Origin of the sequence: Paraburkholderia sp. SUR17 (genome assembly GCF_029536165.1) — a bacterium.
Taxonomy (GTDB): domain Bacteria; phylum Pseudomonadota; class Gammaproteobacteria; order Burkholderiales; family Burkholderiaceae; genus Paraburkholderia; species Paraburkholderia kururiensis.
On record NZ_CP120509.1, the window covers coordinates 18,482 to 42,007 of the forward strand.

General features: G+C 65.1%; 18 protein-coding genes. 5 read left to right on the forward strand and 13 right to left on the reverse strand.

The genetic code is table 11. From position 1 onward, the window contains the following. Positions 1 to 103: 103 nt before the first annotated feature. The 4 genes from P2869_RS17695 to P2869_RS17710 all read right to left on the reverse strand — a co-directional run bounded on the left by P2869_RS17695 (position 104) and on the right by P2869_RS17710 (position 4,272). Positions 104 to 814, reverse strand: coding sequence for a glycine zipper 2TM domain-containing protein (locus tag P2869_RS17695; protein ID WP_277599020.1), 711 nt, complete (start codon positions 812 to 814; stop codon positions 104 to 106). A gap of 146 nt (positions 815 to 960) precedes the next feature. Further along, the gene (locus P2869_RS17700; protein WP_277599021.1) at positions 961 to 2,682 is read right to left on the reverse strand and encodes an FAD-dependent oxidoreductase; all 1,722 of its coding nucleotides are present in this window, start codon (positions 2,680 to 2,682) and stop codon (positions 961 to 963) included. A gap of 113 nt (positions 2,683 to 2,795) precedes the next feature. Beyond that, positions 2,796 to 3,788 (reverse strand): DedA family protein/thiosulfate sulfurtransferase GlpE, encoded by a 993-nt coding sequence (locus tag P2869_RS17705; RefSeq protein WP_017774207.1) that lies wholly within the window; start codon positions 3,786 to 3,788, stop codon positions 2,796 to 2,798. A 238-nt stretch (positions 3,789 to 4,026) separates the two neighbouring features. Continuing rightward, positions 4,027 to 4,272, reverse strand: coding sequence for a hypothetical protein (locus P2869_RS17710; RefSeq protein ID WP_026121314.1), 246 nt, complete (start codon positions 4,270 to 4,272; stop codon positions 4,027 to 4,029). Between the two features lie 396 nt (positions 4,273 to 4,668). On the opposite strand from P2869_RS17710, the gene P2869_RS17715 reads away from it, so the two are divergent. Continuing rightward, on the forward strand, positions 4,669 to 5,214 hold the full coding sequence (locus tag P2869_RS17715) for a methylated-DNA--[protein]-cysteine S-methyltransferase (RefSeq protein WP_277599022.1): 546 nt from the start codon (positions 4,669 to 4,671) through the stop codon (positions 5,212 to 5,214). A gap of 237 nt (positions 5,215 to 5,451) precedes the next feature. On the opposite strand, the gene P2869_RS17720 is transcribed toward P2869_RS17715, so the two are convergent. The 3 genes from P2869_RS17720 to P2869_RS17730 form a co-directional block, all read right to left on the reverse strand. Next, entirely contained in the window at positions 5,452 to 7,113 is a 1,662-nt protein-coding gene (locus P2869_RS17720; RefSeq protein WP_277599023.1) for a PAS domain-containing methyl-accepting chemotaxis protein, read from the reverse strand. A gap of 440 nt (positions 7,114 to 7,553) precedes the next feature. Next, positions 7,554 to 8,609 (reverse strand): lipase secretion chaperone, encoded by a 1,056-nt coding sequence (locus tag P2869_RS17725; protein WP_277599024.1) that lies wholly within the window; start codon positions 8,607 to 8,609, stop codon positions 7,554 to 7,556. 2 nt (positions 8,610 to 8,611) lie between these two features. Beyond that, a complete protein-coding gene (locus tag P2869_RS17730; protein WP_277599025.1) occupies positions 8,612 to 9,706 on the reverse strand; it encodes a triacylglycerol lipase in 1,095 nt (364 codons plus the stop codon). A 256-nt stretch (positions 9,707 to 9,962) separates the two neighbouring features. Here P2869_RS17730 and P2869_RS17735 point away from each other — a divergent pair, with 256 nt between their 5' ends. After that, positions 9,963 to 10,388, forward strand: a complete 426-nt coding sequence (locus P2869_RS17735; protein ID WP_277599026.1) for a cupin domain-containing protein — start codon at positions 9,963 to 9,965, stop codon at positions 10,386 to 10,388. Positions 10,389 to 10,398: 10 nt separating this feature from the next. Here P2869_RS17735 and P2869_RS17740 read toward each other — a convergent pair whose 3' ends face one another. The 4 genes from P2869_RS17740 to P2869_RS17755 all read right to left on the reverse strand — a co-directional run bounded on the left by P2869_RS17740 (position 10,399) and on the right by P2869_RS17755 (position 15,184). After that, complete coding sequence (locus P2869_RS17740) at positions 10,399 to 11,688, reverse strand: cytochrome c (RefSeq protein ID WP_277599027.1); 1,290 nt, start codon at positions 11,686 to 11,688, stop codon at positions 10,399 to 10,401. A 1-nt stretch (position 11,689) separates the two neighbouring features. Further along, positions 11,690 to 13,300 carry a GMC family oxidoreductase gene (locus tag P2869_RS17745; RefSeq protein WP_277599028.1) on the reverse strand — a complete coding sequence of 537 codons (1,611 nt, stop codon included), beginning with the start codon at positions 13,298 to 13,300 and terminating at the stop codon, positions 11,690 to 11,692. 2 nt (positions 13,301 to 13,302) lie between these two features. Then, a complete protein-coding gene (locus P2869_RS17750) occupies positions 13,303 to 13,821 on the reverse strand; it encodes a sugar dehydrogenase complex small subunit (protein ID WP_277599885.1) in 519 nt (172 codons plus the stop codon). 256 nt (positions 13,822 to 14,077) lie between these two features. Next, the gene (locus P2869_RS17755; RefSeq protein ID WP_026121317.1) at positions 14,078 to 15,184 is read right to left on the reverse strand and encodes a porin; all 1,107 of its coding nucleotides are present in this window, start codon (positions 15,182 to 15,184) and stop codon (positions 14,078 to 14,080) included. Positions 15,185 to 16,062: 878 nt separating this feature from the next. Here P2869_RS17755 and P2869_RS17760 point away from each other — a divergent pair. Together P2869_RS17760 and P2869_RS17765 are read left to right on the forward strand one after the other, a co-directional pair. Continuing rightward, positions 16,063 to 17,511 (forward strand): circularly permuted type 2 ATP-grasp protein, encoded by a 1,449-nt coding sequence (locus P2869_RS17760; protein WP_233425694.1) that lies wholly within the window; start codon positions 16,063 to 16,065, stop codon positions 17,509 to 17,511. Positions 17,512 to 17,584: 73 nt separating this feature from the next. Continuing rightward, on the forward strand, positions 17,585 to 18,595 hold the full coding sequence (locus P2869_RS17765; RefSeq protein WP_017774220.1) for an alpha-E domain-containing protein: 1,011 nt from the start codon (positions 17,585 to 17,587) through the stop codon (positions 18,593 to 18,595). 18 nt (positions 18,596 to 18,613) lie between these two features. Here the strand turns inward: P2869_RS17765 and P2869_RS17770 are convergent, their stop codons facing one another. Together P2869_RS17770 and P2869_RS17775 are read right to left on the reverse strand one after the other, a co-directional pair. After that, a complete protein-coding gene (locus tag P2869_RS17770) occupies positions 18,614 to 19,744 on the reverse strand; it encodes a putative zinc-binding metallopeptidase (protein ID WP_277599029.1) in 1,131 nt (376 codons plus the stop codon). A gap of 34 nt (positions 19,745 to 19,778) precedes the next feature. Continuing rightward, on the reverse strand, positions 19,779 to 19,949 hold the full coding sequence (locus P2869_RS17775) for a hypothetical protein (protein ID WP_277599030.1): 171 nt from the start codon (positions 19,947 to 19,949) through the stop codon (positions 19,779 to 19,781). Positions 19,950 to 19,974: 25 nt separating this feature from the next. Here P2869_RS17775 and P2869_RS17780 point away from each other — a divergent pair, with 25 nt between their 5' ends. Beyond that, positions 19,975 to 23,526 (forward strand): transglutaminase family protein, encoded by a 3,552-nt coding sequence (locus tag P2869_RS17780; protein WP_277599031.1) that lies wholly within the window; start codon positions 19,975 to 19,977, stop codon positions 23,524 to 23,526.

Below are 23,526 nucleotides of genomic sequence, written 5' to 3' on the forward strand. Positions count from 1 at the left end.
CCCGATTGCCGCTTGTCCGCTGCCTGCGCTTCTGAAGCGTGCGCGCGGGTCCCTCATGAAGAGCGGCCCGCGCGACGAGGCACGTGTCGTATAGCTAGAACGATCAGGCGCCGACCAGCGAATCGCCTTCCACGCGTACGCGCTCGCCCACCTGGACCGAAGGCGGCGTTTGATACGTAAAGTTGCGATAGCTGCCGTCCTGCATGCGCACCTGCACCTGATACGTCGTGGCCTTGCGCACCGCATGCTCGATGCCGTTGCCCGCGAGGCCGCCGCCGAGCGCGCCGGCGATGGTCGCTACCGTGCGGCCGCGTCCGTTGCCGATCTGGTTGCCGATCAAACCGCCCGCCACGGCGCCGCCGAGTGCGCCGAGTCCCGTGGTCGGCTCGGCTGTCTGCACCGGCGTGATGGAGGCGACTTCGCCCACGTACGGATCGATTGCAGGCTGACGCTGCTGTGCATAGGGCTGTGCCTCGCCGCCGTTCGAGTAGGTGGTTTGCGGCGCGCGATAGTGATGCGGCTTCGGCCGTGCCGGCGCCTGCTCGGGTGCCGTGCGAGGTGCGGTCTGCGCGTACGTCGGCGCGGGTTGTGCGGCCTGGACGGCGGACGCAGTCGTCGACGCGGCGCCGACAACCGGCGCGCTGGCGCTTTGCATGGCTGCCGGTTCGGCGGTGCTCGCCTTCGAGAGCGGCAGGATGCCCGTCATGGCCGCGACACCGACGGCGCTCGCGAGAATCACGGAGACAGCCGCCCCCGCGACCAGCGGGTGCAGGCGATTGCGTTGCGGGACGTCGGGGGTGAGGTTTGCGCTCATAGCAAGCTCCATGGGTAGGTGCTCGCAAAAACGCGTGGAGAGCGCGTGCGGTGCACGCGGAATGTGTGAGGTTTGTAAGCAGTTGTATGCCGCGGCCGCGCCGTGAAGCCGGCGCGGCCGCTTTGCGCTTATGTGCCGATGCGTGCCTATGCAGCGGCCGGCACCGCTTCGCCTGCAAGCACGGCCAGCATCTGATGGATCTGCGCGACCACCTGCGCACCTTCTCCCACCGCAGCGGCTACGCGCTTGGTGGAGCCGGCGCGCGCATCGCCAATGGCATAGACGCCTTCAACCGACGTGGAGAGATCGCATGCCGAACCGCCGGGATCGGCCTCTGCGCCGGTCAGCACGAAGCCCTTCGGATCGAGCTCCACGCCACAGGTATGCAGCCACTCCGTGTTCGGATCGGCACCCGTGAAGAGGAACAGGTGGCGCGAATCGAAGTGATCGGTGCCGTCGCGCAGCGGCGACTTCAGCCACACCGACGAAAGCCCGGCTTCGTCGCCCTCGAGCCGCGCGATTTCCGTATGCGGATGCACAGTCACGTTGGGCAGCGACGCGATGCGGTCGATCAGGTAGCGCGACATCGTGGCTTCGAAGCCGCTTCGGCGAATGAGCACGTGTACGTGCTTCGCGTGGGAGGCGAGGTAGACCACGGCCTGGCCTGCGGAATTGCCGCCACCCACCAGTACGATCTCTTCGCGCTTGCAGAGCTTGGCTTCCACGGGCGACGCCCAGTAATACACGCCGCGCCCGTCGTAGCGGTCGAGCCCTTCGATGGCGGGCCGCCGGTACACTGCGCCGCTCGCAATCACGATGGCGCGCGCGGCCACGTTGCCGCTGCATGTTTCCAGCCGATGCGGAAGCTCGTCGCAATGCAGCCGCTTCACCTTCACGGGAATCGCCACGTGCGCGCCGAACTTCTGCGCCTGCACGAACGCGCGTCCCGCGAGCGCCTGGCCCGAGATGCCGGTCGGAAAGCCGAGATAGTTTTCGATGCGCGAGCTGGCGCCCGCCTGGCCGCCCGGCGCGCGGGCGTCGAGCACGATGACGGAAAGTCCTTCGGACGCCGCGTACACCGCGGTGGCGAGCCCGGCCGGGCCGGCGCCCACGACGGCCACGTCGTACACGGGCGAGTCGTTGAGATCGGGCAGCAGACCGAGGCAGGTGGCGAGTTCCGGCGCGCTCGGGTGATGCAGCACGGAACCGTCGGGGCAGATTGCAATGGGCAGGTCTTCTGGACGTGCGGCGAACTGCTCGATGAGATGCAACGCGTCTTCGTCGCTTTCGTCGATGACCGAATGCGGGTGGCTGTTGCGCGTGAGGAAACCTTGCAGGCCGACTAGCCGCGGATCGTGGCGCTTACCCACGAGAATCGGGCCGCCCGCGCCCTTTTCGATCAGCGCCACGCGCCGCAGGATCAGCGCGCGCATGATGCGCTCGCCCAGTTCCGCTTCGGCCACGATCAGCGCGCGCAGACGGTCGGGCGGAATCAGCAGCGCCTCGACGTGCTCGAGCGCCATGCCGTCCACGAGCGCCGGCCGCCCGGACAATTGGCCGACCTCGGCCAGAAAGTTGCCCTCACGGTGTTCGTTGATGAGCCGCTCGCGCCCGAGACCATCGCGCTGGAAGACCTTGACGGAGCCTTTGAGCACCACGAACATGCCGGGCCCCGGCTCGCCGGTGCGAAACAGTGTCTCGCCCGCTTCCCAATGCAGGACTTCGCCAAAGCGGCGCAGCCGGTCGATCTCTTCGCAGGTGAGCTGCGGAAACATCTGGTGACGCCGCGTGGCGAGCGACGAGAACGGTGCCTCGGCGACCACGGGGGCGGAGTCGTTGCGTACTTCCACTTCCTCGATGGAACTCATCAGACTGCGCTCCTTGTTCGTTCGGCAGGACCGCCGCAGCGCACACGCCGGAGCGCCCCTGGCGGTGCCTGCGCGGGCCGCCAGTGGCTTGCGCCCGCACGTGGGCGATGCGGCTAGACCGGTTTCGGCTCGATGCCGACGTCCGCCATTGGTTCGGCCGGCGGCGTGGCAAGCGGCTCGAGCGTTTGGCCCGCATCGCGCCAGGCGTCGAGCCCGCCGCGCAGCGGCAGCACGTCGTTGAAACCTGCTTCGTTGAGCTGTTTCGCCATCCACGCCGCCGAAATTTCGTTCGGACACGAGCAATAGATAACGAGCTTCTGGTCACGCGGATACCGCTGGATGATGTCGTCCAGCTGGCGCTCGTCCGCGAACACCGACCCCGGAATGACGTACGGGTCGAGCTTGCGCTTTTCATCCGAGCGGATATCGAACAACACCGGCGAAGTCCCGGCCTGGATGAGGTTGCCCAGCTCGTTCACTTCGATGCGCGCAGCCGCAAGCTTCTTGAGTAGCTGACGACGGCGATACCAGCGGTACGACGCATACAGCAGGAGCAGCACGGCCACCACGACGCCCGCCATGCGCCCGAGGCGCCCCGCGCCTGCGAACAGCATGTCGATCTGCTGCGCAAACACCACGCCGATAATCAGCCCGAGACCGGCCCACAGCACGGCGCCTATGCTGTCGAACGCGAGAAAGGCGCGGTACGGCGTGCCCATTGCCCCGGCCATCGGCACGGACACAATGGAAAGCCCCGGCACGAATTTCGATACCGCGAGCACGCGCACGCCCCACCGGCCAAAGAAACGCTCGGTCTTTTTCACGCAGGTATCGCGCGAGAGCGACAGCCGGCAAATGGTCTTCAGCGTGTTGCCGCCGTAGATGCGGCCCGCCAGGAACCAGGCGCTGTCGCCGATCAGCGTGGCGAACACGGACAGCACGAGCACGGGAATCACCTGCGTGCCGACTGATCCGGGATGCATGGCCGCCATGGCACCGAACAGGATGAGGGTGGGCAGCGCGGGCACGGGCAACCCGAGCGAAGCGGCGAGCACATTGGCGAAGACGATGGCAGGCCCGTACTGCGCGACGAGGTCATGTAGCATCGGCTTACTTCCTGGGCCTTTCGGGCGGGAAGCGGGTAGGGGAGTCAAGAATTATGGACGCATTTTCGAGGCATGAAAATGTCCCCTGAAATGCGATCGCTGCGCCGGAAATTCAAGTGCGGCGCAGCATGCAGGAAGCGAACGGAAAGCGTGTTGGGGTTGGACGATTAGCGACAGTTAGCGACGGTTGGCGGCATGGGTGGCGCGCCGCCAGCGGGATGGCATGCTCCTCGTGCGCTTAGCGGCTGTGCGATTCGCCGGGCAGTTCGGCGCCCTGGGCGCGGATAGCGGCAATCAGCTCGGCCGGCGTGATCTCGTAACGCACTTCGCGGTGTACGCCCGGCTTGCGTTCATCGACCTCGATGAGAAGAATGCTCTTGCCGTCTTCCGACGATTCGAGCCGCAGCGTGCGTACCTCGCGCCCCGTCGCGTCGTCGTGTTCGGTTAGCAGGGTCATGGCCCCGGAAGACCCGGTCGTGCGCATTGCTGTTGTCCTCTTCCGTTGTTGATCGATTCATTGTGCGGGTTGGCCATCGCACCTTGTGTATGCGACCGCGCATACACGTATCGCTCGCGTTTGCCCGCCCGCGGCGCGCCTGACTGACGTTCGGGCCGGCCCGCCGTGAACCGCGCGGTGACTGCCGCGCCGCGTTGTCGAAGCAGTGTAACGCGAGTCTTCGCGCAACTGCCGCATTTTTGCGTGCCCCGCGACGGTGCACGCGACGGTGGTCGTTTTCCGCCGCCATGTCATGGCGGTGTCATTGCCGCGTGCCGTCCGGCGGTTGCCAGCCGGGCGCCATAGCCAGGCGCTCCCCGCGCAAAAGGCGCCTATCATCTGAAAGATCTGGACCGGATTGGGCGGCAGCGCCCCGGGAGCCGCATGACATTGGATAGCGAAGCGCATTGGCTCACCATGCCGAGCCCGCTCGGCAACGTCCTGTTGCGCGCGGCGCACGACGCGCTGACAGGCGTGTTCTTCGTCGGTCAAAAGTACGCGCCGTCCGACCCGGCCATGGGCTCAGCCGATTCGCCCGCGCCCACGCTGCGCGTGCTGCTGCAGGCGCGCGACGAAATCGGCGAGTATTTCGCGGGCACGCGGCGGCGCTTCACCGTGCCGCTGCGCGCGCACGGCACGGCGTTCCAGCGCAGCGTCTGGGACGAGCTCGTGAAAATTCCCTATGGACAGATGGAGAGCTATGGACGTATTGCCGACCGCCTCGGCCTGGGGCTGGGCGCGGCACGCGCCGTGGGCGCCGCCAACGGACGCAATCCGATCGCCATCATCGTGCCGTGCCATCGTGTGATTGGCGGCAATGGAGAGCTGACCGGCTATGCCGGCGGCATCGAGCGCAAGGAGGCGTTGCTTGCGCTGGAAGGTAACGAACAGCCGGCGGCGCGCCAGATGAACCTGTTCGGCGGGACGTGAGCGGCAGCAACGTCAGGCGGGCGCTATGGGACAAAAAAACGGCCCGTCCGTTTTCGCCGGATGGGCCGTTCAAACGCCGTTGTTACTCGGGTCAGCCAGCCCGCGTGCCGGGCCCTGACAATCGCATCCTGACCCGATTGACCTACCCTGTCGAGATGGGACTTACGCCGATCTTTCAGATCAATCGGGCCGGCCGCCGCGTTCAGCCGCCGGGCTCAGTGGATCAAGGTCGGCCGGTCAGGCGGGAATTTCCTCTGCCTCGGGCGCCTTTTCGCGCTGTGCTTCGACTTTCTTCGCACGGAACGCACTGCCCGACGTTGTCGGTTTGCCGTTGCTGGCCACACTCGGAAGCGTGAAGAGACGCACGGCTTCGTCGAGCACGTCCGCCTGCTCCACGAGGCGCGTGGCCGTCGCCGCGGCCTGCTCGACGAGCGCGGCGTTCTGTTGCGTCGCGCTGTCCAGATGCGAGACGGCCTGATTCACCTGGCGGATGCCCTCGGCCTGCTCGCCGCTCGCGTTGGCGACTTCCATGATGATCGAGGAGACGCGGGCCACGGCTTCGTCGATGGAGCGCATCTGCGCCGTGGTGCGCGCGACAAGCTGCGTGCCCTGAGCCACTTCGTTCACGCTCGCTTCCACCACTTCCTTGATTTCCTTCGCCGACGCCGCGCAACGTTGCGCCAGCATCCGCACTTCGCCCGCCACCACGGCGAACGAACGCCCGGCTTCGCCTGCCCGCGCCGCTTCCACGGCGGCGTTGAGCGCGAGGATGTTGGTCTGGAACGCGATGCCGTCGATCACGCCCGTGATATCGGTAATGCGCTTCGATGCGTCGGTGATGCTGGCCATGGTGCGTTCCACCTGGCCTGCCATCGCGCCGCCTTCGGCGGCCGTCGCCTGCGCTTCGCGCGCGAGGTCGAGTGCTCGTGCGCTGGCTTCGGCATTGGCTTGCACGGTGGTCGTCAGCTGGTCCATCGTGGCGGCGGTTTCTTCGAGCGATGCCGCCTGCAGCTCCGTGCGCCGCGAGAGATCGAGGTTGCCGGTCGAGATTTCGCGCGCGGCATCCAGCATGCCGTCGATCTGCTGGCGCACGTCCAGCACGATCGCCGTGAGGTTCGCCTTCAGCTGGTTCAGGGCGAGCAGCACTTCGCCCAGATCGTCGTGGCGAATGACCTGGACGTCCGCGGTCAGGTCGCCCGCGGCCACCTGGGCCGAAACGCGCTTCATCTCGTCGATGGGTTTGCCGACATGGCTCACGAGCACGCGCCACGTGACAAGGCTTGCGAGGCAGCTGGCGGCGAACGCCATCCAGAACGGCGTGGGCGGAATGCCTTGCCACGCGGCAACGCCAGCCGCGAGCAGCGCGCCGGGACCGGCGCCGTAGCCCAGCACGGCGCGCTTCGCGACAGGCACGCGCATGACCGCGTCGACGAGCCCCAGCAGTCCAGTGCGAACCACGAGCCCGCGCCGCAGCTTGCGGCCGCGCAGCGTGCCTTCGTGCATCTGCGCGTAGAGCGCGTCGGCTTCGCGGATTTCATCGCGCGACGGTTTCGTGCGCACGCTGAGATACCCCACCACCTGACCGCGCTCCGTTACCGGCGTGACGTTGGCCGCGACCCAATAGTGATCGCCGTTCTTGCGTCGGTTTTTGACGAGGGCGGTCCAGGGGCGGCCGGCCTGAATCGTCGTCCACAGGTCTGCGAATGCCTCGGCGGGCATGTCGGGATGGCGGATCAGGTTGTGCGGCTTGCCGATCAGCTCCTCTTTCGTATAGCCGGAAACCGCGATGAACGCCGGGTTGCAGTATTGGATGCGGCCTTTGAGATCGGTCGCGGAGACGAGCATTTGCGACGCGGAGTAATCGTATTCCTGCTGGGTGATGGGCTGGTTGTTGCGCATGTCGTTCCTTGCATTGAGGACGCGGGCAAAACGCACGTCCTGTTCATCGCTACAGGTCTTAACGGCATTAACCCCATCGACTTGAGGGAAATCCAGGCAATCTACCAGGGTAATAAGGAGGCGTTCACGATGCATGTTTGATTGCCATCACGTTTACATTTCATGCACATGTTTTTGCATAACATCGTGACAAGACGTCTGACGACTTCGCTTGTGGCGTGAGTGGGGCACGGCGCTTCGCGTGTGTCGGCGCAAATGATGGCAAGTGGTGGTCCATTGCCCGCAGGGCGTCGTGATGCAATTTGCCGCCGCGACGAATAGGCCTTTCCGCTCAACGCCTTGGCGGATTTGTGCAAAGGTTGTTCACAAGCTTGCGAACAAAATGTGGGGATAACTGCTGCATGGTTCACGCCGGCGGCCGCCGGTTCCGCGCGAAGCCATCAGTGGGAACCGCCGCCGCCATCGAGCGACGCGGCTCGCAGCGCCTCGCCGGGCCTCGTGAACACGCGTTGCCGCAGTTGGGCGATCTGGGCATCGCGGACCTGCGGCGCCAGCCCTTGGGCTTCGATCTGCGCGCGCTGCGCAGCGTAGCTCGCGTAGCGGTCGCGCCAGTCGGTCTCTTCCTGCTCCATCTGGACCACTCGCTGGGCGGCTTCGGGCCCGAGTGTTTGCGTGAGTTGCGCGCGCGTTTCTTCGGGCGAGGCGCCCGACTCCTGCAATTGCGCGATCTGCGAGATGGCTGCCTGTTGTCGTTGTACGCGTTCCTTCGTGGCGCGTTCCTCGGGCGACAGCGATTGATCGAGCGCCGCGAGTTGCTGCGCCTTCTGTGCCTCCGTCAACGTGGAGTTCCGTGCAATCTTCAGACGTGCAAGCTCGTAGCGCTGGTGCTGCAGTTCGGCGCCGAAGAAGGGCGCGCTCCATTCGCCGAGCGTGCGGCTCGCAATGGCTTCGCGTTGATCGAGCGCGAGTTGAACGGAAGCGATATCGAGCTTGCCGGCAGAATCTGCGCCGCCATCCGGTAGCGACGCAAGCGCAGCCAGATACGCGCGATACCGCAGCCACACGTCGAGCGCTTCAGCCTGCGCGGCCGTGCCGTCGAGCTGCGCCGCGATTTCGCGCTTTACCAGTGCGTCGAGCGCGCCCGAATTCAGATCGCTTTGTGCGCTCAGGCAATAGTCGAAGAAGTCGCGCACCGCGCGCGACTTCGCGAGATGGCCGCCGGCATCAAGCGGCAAACGCGGCGCGGAAGAACCCGCGAGGGACGTGGGCAGATTCGGCAGCTGTGCCGCAGCATTGCGCATCTGCGCGACGGCGGCGTGGGCGGGGCCCGACGAGTTGCCGGTGGAAGCGTGATTGGCGCTTTCGTTTGCGGCTGTCGTCCCGTACCACGCCACGCCCGCCGCTGCGAGCCCGAAGACGACGCAGACCGCGAGCCCGATTGCCGTGACCGACCTGATGCGCCGCCCACGCGGCGTACTGCGCGAACGCAGGGGCATGGTTACACGCCGGCCAGTTTCAGACGATTCGCGTGCGTGCGAATCACGGCGAGCGGATCTTCCGCATACGCGCCGCGCACGCCGAGCAGCTGGTTGATTTCGTCGAGGTGATTCCACTTGTAGCTCGTGCTCAGCACGCTGCCGTACAACGAGCTGCACATCGAGACGAGACCGTCGTTCGGACCTGAATTGCGATTCATCATCACAGTGCCCGTGCCGAGCAGAACGAGCGTGGACGGGTCGAGCGCATTGGCCGGATCGACAAGCGGAATCGTGCTCGCGTCGCGTGTGGCTGTTGCGCCGAACAACGTGCCTGCCGATTGGACATTCGTGCCCGCCCACGAATACAGCAGGTGTGTGTTGCCGCCTACTGTCTCCGTGGGTGCGCCTGTCTGGCATGAACCCGGTGCGCCGAGCCCGGCGCTCGGGTACTGTGTGTTGAATGCAGCGGCGCTGGTGGTGGTCAGCGTGTTGAGCGCGGCTAACGCGTCCTGATTGGAATTGTTGGTGCTGTTGGTAAGCGTACCGAAGAGGTTGAAGAATTGTGCCGCCGCGACGCTGGAGAGGCCGGTGGGGTCGGTGGCCAGCAGGTTCTTCACGAAGTCGGCGAATTCGGAGCCGCGATGCGGCGTGCCGATGGTCGTGACGGATGCAACAAGATCCGGCGCGACCGCTGCGACATAACGTGAGGTCAGCCCGCCCTGGCTGTGACCGATCAGATTGACCTTGCTTGCACCCGTTGCCGCGAGCACCTGCTTCACGTAAGCCAGCAACTGCTCGCCGCGTCCGTTGGGTCCCGTGTCGCTCTGGAACCCTGAGAGATTGGCGACGTAGACGGTGGCGCCACGGCTTTGCAGGTCTTGCTGCACGCCGTACCAGTAATCCAGTACACCGAGGTATTTGTCCGTGCCGGAGAGACCGTGCACGAGGATGATCGGATAGCGCGTGGCCGCATAGTCGCTGGTGGGGGCGGTCTGGGCGAGTGCCGGCGGGGTCGAGCTAATGGCGAGCAGCGCTGTCCATCCTGCGAGCGAGGCACCGGTCACGGCCCAGGCAAACGCGCGCGCAGCGAATCGGGAACGTATTGAACGCTTCATGTTTGTCTCCCTCCATTTCGAGTTGTTGTTCGATCGGCGGGCTTCGTACAGGACTATCCCGATGCCGATAGATGAAGAGGGAGCATAGAGTATGTCCCGTGAAAGAGCGCAGTACATCTAACGAAATACGTTGGATTAGACGAGAGGCACTAGTTGGAGGCGGCGCTTCGCGGCATTGCACAGGAATGCGGGTTTATTGCACTCGTGCGGCCGCTCTCGTGACGAACCCTTTGCAACGGCAGAAAAAGGAGTGTTCATGCAAGACGATATCGACGACGCCAATGCGCCCCTCGTCGTGGTACATCCCGACAGAGAGATCAGCACGGTGCAGCGCCTGCCTTACTTCGTCGGCCTCTCGGCAGTGACCGCGGGCACGCGCGGGCTTTCGATGCACCTCGTCGTGGTACCGCCCGGCGGACACGCCGAGCCTCACGTGCATTGCGGCTACGAGACAGGCATCTACGTGCTGGAAGGCCGCGTGGAAACCCGTTACGGGCCAGGCTTGCGTCAGTCCGTCATCACGGAAGCGGGGGACTTCCTGTTCGTTCCGCCGGGCGTACCGCATCAGCCGTTCAACCTCAGCGACACGGCGCCGGCGCGCGCGATCGTTGCGCGCAACCGGCCCGACGAGCAGGAAAAGGTGCTGCCGTACGATCCCGCAAGCGAGAACCCGGCAGCGTAACCGTGAACGATTACCGCAGCTTCGCGACGTCCTTCTCCGTCACCTTCGCGGCTGGATTGCCGAAGTGCGCCGTCACGTAATTGGTGAGGGCCGCGATCTGCGCGTCGTTCAGGTCGGCCGCGAACGCCGGCATGCTGACGTTGTTGCCCGCCGCGTTGCGTTGCACGCCGTGCAGAATGACCTGGACGAGGTTGTTCGGATTCGGCGCGCCCACCGTCGAGTTGCGCATCAGCGACGGGTAGTAGCTATCGGGCGAACCTTCGCCGTGAGCCTGGTGGCAAGTCGCGCAATTGCCCAGATAGAGCCGCGCCGGATCTGTCGCGTTGTTGAAGCCGACCCCGCGCAGTGTCGCGACGTCGTCCACGGGTTGGCCCCATGCGTAACGCGGCTTCGTGCTGCCGTCGCTCACGGAGGGCACCGTGCGAATGTAGGTGGCCACGGCCTTCACGTCCGCGTCGGTCATATGCGAGAAGCTGTGCTCCACGGCCTCGCCCATCGGGCCCGCGGCCTGTGCGACGCCCGGCACGCTGCCCGTGCGCAGATATTGTGTGAGCTGCGCGTCGGTCCATGATCCGATGCCGCTGTTTGCATCCGATGTGATGTTGTAGCCGTCCCATCCCGAAAGTACGGATCCCGAAAGAAAGCCGCTGCCCGTTTCGTCGAGCGCTTTCTCCTGCATCGTGACGCCGCGCGGCGTGTGGCACGTGCCGCAGTGTGCGAGACCCTGCACGAGGTACGCGCCACGATTCCACTCCACGCTCTTGCCGGGCTTAGGCTGATACGAGCCTTCTTTCAGGAAGACCCAGTTCCACACGGTGAGCGGCCAGCGCATGTTGAGTGGCCACGGGATGTCGCTTGCGCGCTGCGGCTGGTCGATGGGCTGAACGCCGTGCTCGAAGTAGGCATAGAGCGCTTTCATGTCGTCGTCGCCGATCTTCGCGTACGAGACGTAGGGCATCGCCGGGTACAGGTTGTGGCCGTCCTTCGACACGCCCTTGCGCACCGCACGTTCGAAGTCCTCATACGACCACGTGCCGATGCCGGTGTTCTTGTCCGGCGTGATGTTGGTGGAGTAGATGGTGCCCAGCATGGGCACGTTGAGCGGCAGGCCGCCCGCGAACGGTTTGCCCTTTGCGGCGGTGTGGCAGGCCATGCAGTCCCCCACCACGGCGAGATATTCGCCACGCTTCACGAGCGCGGCGTCGCCGCCGGGCGGGGATTGCGCGGAGTCGTCCGCACGCGCCATACCGGAGACCGCCAGGGCGCCCGCGAGCATCAGGAACAGGGTCTTCTTGAGCACGTCAGACTTCCTTTTTGAGCTGGTCCGCCATGCGCAGCGCGAGCGCCGCGATGGTCAAGGTCACGTTCACGGTGCCGACGGTGGGCATGGTCGCGCTGCTCGAAACGAACAGGTTCGGGTGGTCGAAGGTGCGGCAATCCTTGTCGACCACCGAATTGCGCGGGTCGCTGCCCATGATGACGGAGCCCGTGATGTGGTTGTTCGGCGCGAAGTCGTCGTGGAATTCGACGTCCGTGCCTCCCAGCACCTTCGCCGCGGTGGCGTACACCTCGCGCGTGTGAGCGGCCCCGCGTTTCACGTAGTCGCCGATGGCGTAGATGATCTCGGGGCGGGGAATGCCGATGGCATCCGTTTCCGTGCGGCTCGGCACGATGCGGTTTTCCGGCTGCGGCAGGATTTCGTGGAAGCAGTCGAACTGCACGTAGCGCGCCGAGCGGTCGCGAATCTGCGCGTCGAGATCGGCGGGCTTGAGCAACTTCTTCTGCCCGAAGATCTTCTGCGTCTCCTGGTCGATACGCGAGAGGTTCGACAGGTGGATCTTCTTTGCCGCTTGTTGCGAGCGGAACGCGCCGTCGCGAAAGCCGATCAGCGAGGTCATTTCCTGCGGTCCGCGGCCGGGCCAGAGTTTTTCGTCCGCGTAGAACGACACGCCGGTGCCGGGATGGTCCATCAGATTGCGGCCCACCATGTCCGAGCTGTTGCCCACGCCGTTCGGAAAATCGTGGCTCGTGGACATGAGCATGATCTTCGGCGTTTCGATGCCGTTGGCCGCAAGCACGAAATACTTGCCTTCCACGCGATGCGAAATGCCCTGAGGGTCTTTGTACAGCGCCGCGACGATGCGCTTGTTCGAGCCCACTTCGAGCCGGTAGACCACGGCGTTGTCGATCAGCTTCGCGCCCGCCATCTCGGCTTTCTCGACGTGCACGATGCCGTTGTACATCGCGCCGATCGGGCAGATCGGCATGCAGTTGTTGTTGCCGCAGCAGGTGGGGCGGCCGTCGTAGGGCACGCTGTTGCGCGCCACGGGTTCCGTCACGACGTGATAGGCCGCGTCGTAGGCGTTGAGCTTCGACTTGATGGTCGCCTCGTTGTACGAGAGCGGCAGCGGCGCCATGGGATACGGCGCTTTGCGCGGCGAATAGAGGTCTTCGTCGTTGGGACCCCACACGCCCAGCTCCTGCTCCGCGCGGTAGTACCACGGCTCGAGGTCGTCGTACTGGATGGGCCAGTCGCGCGCTACGCCGTAGACGGTCTTCATCTTGAAGTCGTTCGGAATGAAGCGCCACGCGGAAGCCGCCCAGTGCCACGTCGTGCCGCCCACCGCGCGGATGTATTGCGAGTTGAACTTGTGCTCGCCCTTCAGGATGAGGTAGTTGTTCGGCGGGCCATATTCGGGATGTGGCGCCCACGGTGTGGACGGGTACGGCGCCATGAAGTCCATCTTGTCGAACTGGTTGCGAAAGCGTTCGACAATTTCCCAGCGCGGCAGGCGCGGCCCGGCTTCGAGCATGATCACCGACTTGCCGGCGAGCGCGAGTTGATGCGCAACGAGCGCGCCGGCCACGCCCGAGCCCACCACGACGATATCGGCTTGTAGTGTGTCGGCCATGGTCAGGATTGCCTCTCGACAGGTTTCGACGCCCAGAAGCCGGGCTTGTTGGGGCAGTAGGTGCGAATGACGAGCGTGTCCGACACCACGCTGAACATCAGCGCCTGCTCGTACGTGACGACTGTGTCGTCCACCACACCCATGTACCAGGCTGTGAGAATTTTCAGCGCGAGCGCTTCGTCGTCGGGCTTCAGCGAGCCGGACGCGAGCGCACCGGCAATCTGCGGCACGCGCTGCGCGAGATCAGGCGTCTTCTTTTGCAGGGCCGCGACGAGCCGCGCACCGACTGCGCGGTCCAGCCCGCTCTTGCCCGTGAGCGACTGCGAGAGCGTCATGAACGCGTCGAGCGCCTGGCCGCTGTCTGCGCCGCTGGCAGGGCTTTGTGCGAGCGCTGTGAGCGTGGCGGAGCCGGTCAGACTCGCCGCGGCCAGAGCGAGCGTGGCTTGCAGCCAATGGCGCCGCGTGTAGTGCGTACCGGACGGGGACGCGGGGGACGCGGACGCTTCGCTGCTGCTGGCGATCGGTGGTTCATCTCGTGTCAATTGATCGTCCTTTGAGGATGTGCCGTGATGTGCCGGTGAAAGCCCGGCAAAGGCCGCGTTAATAAAAACGTCATGACGAAAGCGTAATGACAGGCACGAACGGCGCGATGAAACATCGTCGCCGCCGCAGCCAACTTTGGATCCACTGCATTGCATTCGGGCGGCAGCAAAAAACGACCCCGCCCTCGCAAGAAGCCACAACGTGCGTCAGCATTCGAGCAGCCTCGCGGCTACGTCAGAAGTTATGCATCATCCCCACGTAAGCCCCCGTCTGCGATTCGCCCGCGAGCGGACTCGTGTTCGGATTCGCGTCGCGCGGCGTGGCGAACACCGAGAAGTTTGCGTGGCTGCTGTTGCGCAGATACGCCACGGTCCCGTAAAGAAACGTTCGCTTGCTGAGGTTGTAGGTCGTGCCCAGCACATAGAGCGTGGCGTGGCCTGAAGGGTCGTGCGCGGCATCGCCTGCGCCTTCGCCCACCTTGATGTAGAAGCCCGCGGCCGTTACGGCCCAGCGCTGGTTCGCCTGATACGTTGCGCCAAGCCAGTAGTGGTCTGCACTGTCGGCGAGACCTGCGGGCGTGTCCGGTGCCGCGTAATGCGTGTAAGCGCCCTGGAACTTGAACTTCGACACACGCACGTTGGCGCCCACGAAATATTCGCGCGACGCCGTGAAGATATTGCTGAAACGGCCGTTCGGATCGCGCAGCTCGTCGTAGATGCCGCGCACGTCGAAGAGCGGCGAGTGGTACGTGAGCATGATGCCGTCCGAGCGGCCGAAGTCGTCAGGCGCGCCGTAATTGAAGCCGCGCGACTGGTTGCCGAACGCGTACTGGCCTTGCACGTCGAAGCCGCCGAACACCGGGCTGTGGTACTCCACGTTGTTGCTCGTCTGCTGCCAGTTGCGGCCGCGCACTAGCGACGCCGACGATACGGCCTGCTGTACGAGCGGGTCGAATTCCCAGACGCCGTCGCTATCGATAAAGAGATTGCGGCCCATCTGCACGCGGCCCCAGCGTTCGTCGCTCAAGCCGACATAGGCGCGCCGCGAGAACATGCGGCCGCCGCCAGTGGTGCCGTTCATGATCTGTAAAGCGGTTTCCAGATCGAACAGCGCCGTGAGGCCGCCGCCCAGGTCTTCAACGCCCTTGAGGCCCAGCATGCTGGTGCCCCAGTCGCCGCCTTCGGCGCTCCAGCGCGTTGAGGTGCCGCCGGATGCGTTGGCGACGTGATTCAGGTATTCGAGACCGCCGTCCACACGGCCGTACAGCGTGACACTGGTTTGGGCATACACCGCGGGCGTGGCTGCAAGCAGCACGGCGGCGGTTGAGGCGCGAAGTTTCATGGTGGGCATCCGCAAGTTGGCGTTGTGCTCTGGGACGGCCTGTCGGGAAGTGCGCAGCAAGAACGACGGCTGCAAGCAACTGCAAACAGGCCGTGCGGCTGCAACGAGCCGGCTGAATGAAGTGCTCCATGCTTCGCCGTCTCGCGCCGGGCAAGATTATAGTTGGAACCGGTTCCATATTGCGACGATTTGTCGCAATTAATAAGTGTGCGAGGTGAATCAATCGGGTTTAAGCGGTATGCATAAACGCGACGCTTTTAACTAGCTCGCGTGAACCGGATCAAAACTCGCAACGCGGCGGACGCGAGCCGTGTCATGGGCAGCGAAGGCGCATCGCATGTCGGGGTTGTTAAATCGTGCCGCGAGTTGGGGAAGCTCAAACCGCCTCATGTGCTGTGCGGGGGCACGCCTTAACGATCGGGCACCAACGCAGTGCACGCAGCCGACTGCTGGCAGTAACAGTTGCGGCTCAAACTGCGCATTCGGCGCGTCTTTAGCGATTCCTTATCGCTCGCTTAAATCGGCATGGAAGTTGCGTGAATGGGCTCGACGCCTGGTTGCCATCATCGCGAGCCTGGTTTGCGCCGGCACGGAACCCGTCCATGCACGGTGCAAGCGATGAAAACGCGGTTCGGACTGCGATTGAACGCGGGCCGCCGCATAGCGGTTACTCGATCGGGCGATAAAGATTGCGGCGGCATGCGCGCATGCTGCACCATACTGAGCAGCGCAAGCGCTGTTCAGTGTTATTGCGTCGATCGAAGAGCGCTTGAGCGAAGAGCGGTCGCGGTGCGGTTGAATCGCGGGCGCAACCGGGCCGGACCATGGCGGGCACAACGATTGGATGACCGGTTATGACGCAAGCTTTCTTCAGCGAGATGTTCGAACGCAGCGAACTCGATGTGCGCGGCGTATCGGCAGCGGCCTTTCCGCAGGCAGGCGACCCGCGGGCTCACTACCGCGAGTTCTTCTCATGGATGTCCGGGCAGAGCGAGCAGCAGATTCGCAACAAGCGCGCCGAAGCGGATCTCAATTTCCGGCGCGTCGGCATCACGTTCGCGGTGTACGGCGCAAAAGACGAAACCGGTGTGGGCACCGAACGCACCATTCCGTTCGACGTCATTCCCCGCATCTTTCCCGCACACGAGTGGGCCGCGCTCGAAAACGGCCTTCGGCAGCGCGTGAATGCGCTGAACCGCTTCATCTACGACATCTATCACGATCAGATGATCGTGCGCGCAGGCGTGATTCCGGCTGAGCAGATCGTCGGCAACGCGCAGTATCGCCCGGAGATGCAGGGCGTAAAGGTGGCGCGCGACATCTACGCGCACGTGGCCGGCATCGACATCGTGCGGGCCGGCGAGGGCGAGTTCTACGTGCTCGAAGACAACCTGCGCGTGCCTTCGGGCGTCTCGTACATGCTGGAGAACCGCAAGATGATGATGCGGCTCTTCCCGGACCTCTTTGCGCGCAACCGCGTGGCGCCCGTGGCTCACTATCCGGATTTGCTGCTCGACACGCTGCGCGCCGCGGCGCCCGAGGGCGTGGACAACCCCACCATCGTCGTGCTCACGCCGGGCATGTACAACTCCGCCTACTTCGAGCACGCGTTCCTCGCGCAGCAGATGGGCGTGGAACTGGTGGAAGGCCAGGACCTGTTCGTCGACGACCATCATCTCTACATGCGCACCACGCAAGGGCCGCAGCGCATCGACGTGATCTACCGCCGTGTGGACGACGACTTCCTCGACCCGCTCGTGTTCCGCCCGGAATCCACACTGGGCGCGGCCGGTCTGCTCGACGTGTACCGCGCCGGCAACGTGACGCTGTGCAACGCAGTAGGCACAGGCGTGGCCGACGACAAGTCGATCTACCCCTACGTGCCGGACATGGTGCGCTTCTACCTGGGCGAAGAGCCCATTCTCAACAACGTGCCCACCTGGATGTGCCGCAAGCCAGGCGACCTGCAGTACGTGCTAGACCATCTGCCCGAACTCGTGGTGAAGGAAACGCACGGCGCGGGCGGCTACGGCATGCTGGTAGGCCCTGCCTCCACGACCGCCGAAATCGAGGCGTTCCGGGCTGCGCTCATCGCGCATCCCGACAAGTACATCGCGCAACCCACGCTTTCGCTCTCCACGTGCCCCACCTACGTGGAAGCCGGCATCGCGCCGCGTCATATCGATCTGCGTCCGTTCGTGCTCTCGGGCAACGAAGTGCGCATGGTGCCGGGCGGTCTCACGCGCGTTGCGCTGCGCGAAGGGTCGCTTGTCGTCAATTCGTCACAGGGAGGCGGTACGAAAGATACCTGGGTGCTGGAGCGATAACGCTCGCCCGCCCGCCGACGGCCATGCCTCCGGCACCTTCGCCAGATCGATTCAACGCCATTCAGGAGCACCCATGCTGAGCCGTACCGCCGACCACCTCTTCTGGATGGCCCGCTATACCGAGCGAGCCGAAAACACTGCGCGCATGCTGGACGCGAATTACCAGATGTCGCTGCTGCCGCAATCGGACGAGTACGCGGGGCTGGGCTGGCGCGCCATGCTCTCCATTTCGGAACTCGCGGGCAACTTCGCGGCCGCCCACCAGGGCGCCGGCATGAAGAGTCGCGACGTCATTGCGTTCATGTCCGCTGATCTCGCCAATCTTTCGTCGATCATCAGTTGCCTGCGGGCGGCGCGCGAAAACGCGCGTGCGGTGCGCGGCTCCATCACCACGGAGCTATGGGAGACCATCAACACGACGTGGCTCGACGCGCAGCGCATGCTGGCCGAAGGCGTGCTGGAGCGCGACCCGTGCGAGTTCTTCGAGTGGGTCAAGTTCCGCTCGCATCTCTCGCGCGGCGTGCAGGCCGGCACCATGGTGAAGGACGACGCGTTCTGCTTCCTGCGACTCGGTACGTTCATCGAGCGCGCGGACAACACCGCGCGCATTCTCGACGTGAAGTTCGAGATGCTGGAGCAGCTGGAACAGTTGGGTGGTGCGAGCGCGCAACCCGCCGCGCAGTCGTTTGCCCATTCGCTCGACTACTACCACTGGGCGGCGGTGTTGCGTTCGGTGTCGGGCTTCGAGGTCTATCGCAAGGTGTATCGCGACGTCATTACGCCGGAGCGCGTGGCGGGTCTGCTGATTCTGTTCGGCGACTGGCCGCGTTCGCTTGCCGCGAGCCTCGAAGAAACGAAGCAGATTCTTGGCCGCGTGCGCAACGCGCGCTCGGCGCAAACCGAGCAGCTTGCCGCGCAGCTCTACGCGGACGTGCGCGATTCGCGCATCGGCGACATTCTGAGCGGCGGGCTGCACGCATGGCTTGTCGATTTCCTCGCGCGCGTGAACGAACTGGCAAGCTGCATCAGCCGCGATTTCCTCGTGCCGCTCGCGCCCGAAATGGAGCAGCAGCAGGCGGCGTGACGCGTGCAACAGGAGCGGTCAGGGCCGCGAAGCAACAGGTGCCGCAGTGCTCGCGGCGCCCGCAACCACGACGCGATGCACGAAGCGCAGCTTGTCGATGACAGGCGGCGGCAGCGTGAACGGATACCCGTCCGGCATGCCGAGGCTGCGGTTCAGGCTGTTGAGCACATAGGTGAGCGGAAACCAGCGCGCCATCAGGTCGTCGAAGCTCGCTTCGTCCACCGGCGTGCGGTCCGTGAGAGTGGGTTCGTGCGGACGCTCGGGGATGAGCACGAGTCCGCACGCGGTAGCGGTATCCAGCGTGTCCACAATATGCAGATAATGCGCCCACGTTTCGGCCCAGTCTTCCCAGGGGTGCATGGTGGCGTATGCACTGATGTACGACTGCGCCCAGTCGGCGCGCGGACCGTCGCGATAGTACGCCGCGAGCGCTGCGCCATAGTCGGCGCGTTCGTCGCCGAAGAGCTTGCGGAACTGCGCGAGCCCGCGCCGGCCGGTGACGAGCCGGTCGAAGAAGTAGTGGCCCGTCTCGTGGCGAAAGTGGCCGAGCAGCGTCCGGTACGGCTCGCCCAGCGCGGAGCGGGTCTGTTCGCGATGCGCGTCGTCCGCTTCGGCGATGTTGACCGTGATGACGCCGCGGTTGTGCCCGGTCATGACCTTCTTGTCTTCGGCGGTGTCTTCGAGGAACTCGAAGGCGAGCCCGCGCTTCGGGTCTTCCGCGCGCGGGCGTACGGGCAGGTTCAGCGCCATGAGCGTGTAGAGCAGGCGCCGCTTGGCCGCTTCCAGCCGATACCAGTAGAGCCGGTTGTCGGACCGGTCGAGGTTCGGAATGGTGCGCGTGAAGCGGCACGAGCGGCACAGTGTGTCGGGGGAATCGGCGGGGATCATCCAGTTGCAGACGTTTTCCACCGCGTAGTTGTGGCATTGGCGAAAGAGCGGGCCGTCGCTCGTTTCGGCGGACTCGCCCGGCGCGGTCGATGCGCCGGGTTGGCCGGCGCCGAGGCGTCGCCAGAGCCCGTCGCCCGCGTCTTCGAACGCGCTGATCTCGCCGCTTTGCGGCACGTAGCCGAGCAGCGCGGCACATCGCTCGCAGCGAACGTTCTCGAAGAAAACAAGCTGCTGGCAGCGGTCGCAATGAAACGTTTTCATTCTTTGGCTTCCGTGGTCAGTCGTCGCAATCATTTCACACGCCGGCCGTGTGGCGCATCTTTGCGTCACCGTAATCACGCGTTGGCCGTGCATCATCGTGCCGCTGCACGGTGCGCACGTGCTTGTGATCGCCTTCGTCGCTATCGGCGGTATGGACCTTCTCCGGTGCCGCCGCTTTCGTTTCTTCCCGCTTCGCGGGGTTCATTCGGGAATCAATCGAGGAGTCCGGTGTGTCCATTCGTGTCGCGTTGAACCATGTCACGCAGTATCGCTATGACCGGCTCGTCGGGCTCTCGCCGCAGGTGGTGCGGCTGCGGCCCGCGCCGCATTGCCGCACGCCCATCGTCTCGTATTCGATGCGCGTGGAGCCCGCCGAGCACTTCATCAACTGGCAGCAGGACGCATTCGCCAACTACCAGGCAAGGCTCGTGTTTCCGGAGCGCACGCGCGAATTCCGCGTCACGGTGGATCTGGTGGCCGAACTGGCCGTCTATAACCCGTTCGATTTTTTCCTCGAACCCCATGCGGAGCATTTTCCGTTCTCGTACCCGGCGGAACTCATGCAAGAGCTTGCGCCGTATCTCGTGAAGCGCGAGCCGACGCCGCGTTTTGCGCAATTCGTGGCGAGCATCGACCGCTCGCCGCGCAAGACCATCGACTTTCTGGTGGACCTCAATCAGCGCCTGCAACACGAGATTCGCTACCTGATCCGCATGGAGCCCGGCGTGCAGACGCCGGAAGAGACGCTGCAAAATGCCTCGGGCTCGTGCCGCGACACGGGCTGGCTGCTCGTCGAAACGCTGCGCCAGTTGGGGTTGGCGGCGCGCTTCGTGTCCGGCTACCTGCTGCAGTTGAAGCCCGATACGAAATCGCTCGATGGCCCGAGCGGTGCGGAAGTGGACTTCACGGATCTTCACGCATGGTGCGAAGTCTTCTTGCCGGGCGCGGGCTGGATCGGGCTTGACCCAACTTCGGGGCTGCTCGCGGGCGAAGGCCACATTCCCGTGGCCTGCACGCCGGAGCCGGGCAGTGCGGCGCCCATTTCGGGCGCGGTGGACGAGTGCGAGGTGGAGTTTTCGCACACCATGTCGATCCAGCGCGTGCTCGAAACGCCGCGCGTGACGAAGCCCTACAGCGAGGAAAGCTGGGACGGCGTGCTCAAGATGGGCGCGCAGGTGGATGCGAACCTCACGGAAATGGACGTGCGCCTCACGATGGGCGGCGAGCCGACCTTCGTCTCAGTGCGCGACCGCGACGCGCCCGAATGGAACACGGACGCGCTCGGCCCCACCAAGCGCGGCTATGCCGTGGCGCTGATGGACAAGCTGCGCGCGCGCTACGGCGCGGCGGGCTTTCTGCACGTGGGTCAGGGCAAGTGGTATCCGGGCGAGCAACTGCCGCGCTGGGCGCTGTCGCTCTACTGGCGCACGGACGGTGAGCCGTGCTGGCAAGACCCCACGCTGTTCGCCGACGAACGCGAGCCGGCGTACTACACGTCCGACGACGCCCAACGGTTCATCAACCACCTCGCGGGCAAACTCGCGCTGGACGCGCAATACATCCAGCCCGGCTACGAGGACGTCTGGTACTACCTGTGGCGCGAGCGACGCCTGCCCGTCAACGTCGATCCGTTCGATTCGCGTCTCGACGACGAGCTGGAGCGCATGCGCCTGCGCCGCGTATTCGATGCCGGTTTGCAGGCCGTGACGGGCTACGTGCTGCCGCTCGCGCGCGAACGCGAGGCGGCGCGCGGCCAGCCGTCGCTGCAAGGTCCGCGTTGGGTGAGCGGGCCGTGGTTCTTCCGCGACGAACGCATGTACCTGATCCCCGGCGACTCGCCGATGGGCTACCGTCTGCCGCTGGATTCGCTGCCATGGGTCACGTCCAGCGATTACCCGTGGCAGCACGCGCACGATCCGTTTGCGCCGCCGGTGCCGCTGCGGTCCGCGGCGGAACTGCGCATGCAGTACCAGGACGCGGGCGTGGCCGCTACCGGCGACGAAGCGCTGGCACTGGCCGATGAAGTCGCGCTCGAAGACATGGGGCTGGCTGAGCGACTGTCGGCGTTTGCAGAAGGCGGTCCGGCAGGCGGCGCGCGTTATGCGCGGGGCGCGGGCCTGGGCGATGGGGACTCATCCGCAGACGGCACGCCTCGCCAACTACCGGCTCGCGGCGAATCGGCAGCGTGGGTCACGCGCACGGCGCTGTGCGTGGAAGCGCGCGACCCGGCTCGCGCGGCGGGCCCGCAGGTGGAAGACGACACGTTCGGCAGCGGCCGCAAGCTGCTGCACGTCTTCATGCCGCCGCTCACCGTGCTCGACGACTATCTCGACCTGCTCGCCGCCGTGGAGGCCACCGCCGCCGAGCTGGGCATGAAGGTCATGATCGAAGGCTATCCGCCGCCGCGCGACCCGCGCCTGAAGCTGCTGCAAGTCACGCCGGACCCCGGCGTGATCGAGGTGAACATTCATCCCGCCTCGAACTGGGATGAACTCGTGGACCACACCGAGCACCTGTATCAGGTGGCGCACGAATCGTATCTGTGCACCGAGAAGTTCATGGTCGACGGCCGCCACACCGGTACGGGCGGCGGCAATCACTTCGTGCTGGGCGGCGCGACGCCTGCGGACAGCCCGTTCCTGCGTCGTCCCGATCTGCTCGCGAGCCTCGTGGCTTACTGGCACAACCATCCGTCGCTTTCGTACCTGTTTTCAGGGCTTTTCATCGGACCGACGAGCCAGGCGCCGCGCGTGGACGAAGCGCGCAACGATCAGGTCTACGAACTCGAGATCGCCTTCGCCGAGATCCAGCATCAGCTCGATCTGCTCGGCACGTATGGCGACGCATCGGGCACGCGGCTGCCGCCGTGGCTGATTGACCGCACGCTGCGCAACATCCTGATCGACGTGACGGGCAACACGCACCGCGCGGAGTTCTGCATCGACAAGCTCTATTCGCCCGACGGTCCCACCGGCCGCCTCGGCCTGCTCGAACTGCGCGGCTTCGAAATGCCGCCACATGCGCGCATGAGCCTTGTCCAGCAACTGCTGTTGCGCGCGCTGGTGGCGCGTTTCTGGAAGACGCCGTACACCACGCGCCTCACGCGCTGGGGCACGGAATTGCACGACCGCTTCATGCTGGGCACTTTCGTGCAGATGGATTTCGACGACGTGCTCGCCGATCTGCGCGAAGAAGGTTACGCGTTCGAGCGCGAATGGTTTGCGCCGCATTTCGAGTTCCGCTTTCCGCTGGTCGGCGAACTGGACACGAATGGCATCGCGCTGACCGTGCGCCACGCGTTGGAGCCCTGGCACGTGATGGGCGAAGAGGGCGCCATGGGCGGCACGGTGCGTTACGTGGATTCGTCGGTGGAGCGGCTCGAAGTGCGCGTGCTCGGCCTCAACGAAAGCCGCCACGTGGTGACCGTGAACGGCGAACCGCTGCCGCTGCAACCCACGGGCCGCGTGAGCGAACACGTGGCCGGCGTGCGCTTTCGTGCGTGGTCGCAGGCGACGTCGCTGCATCCCACTATCGGCGTGCATGCGCCGCTCACGTTCGACATCGTGGACACGTGGAGCGGGCGTTCCGTAGGCGGTTGCCAGTATCATGTCGCTCATCCGGGCGGGCGTAACTATCAGACGTTTCCGGTCAACGCGTACGAGGCGGAAAGCCGGCGGCGCGCGCGTTTCTTCACCATCGGCCATACGCCTGGACCGATGAAAGTCGAACCGTGCACGCGCAGCCTCGAATTCCCGTTCACGCTGGACCTTCGCCGCGCCTGA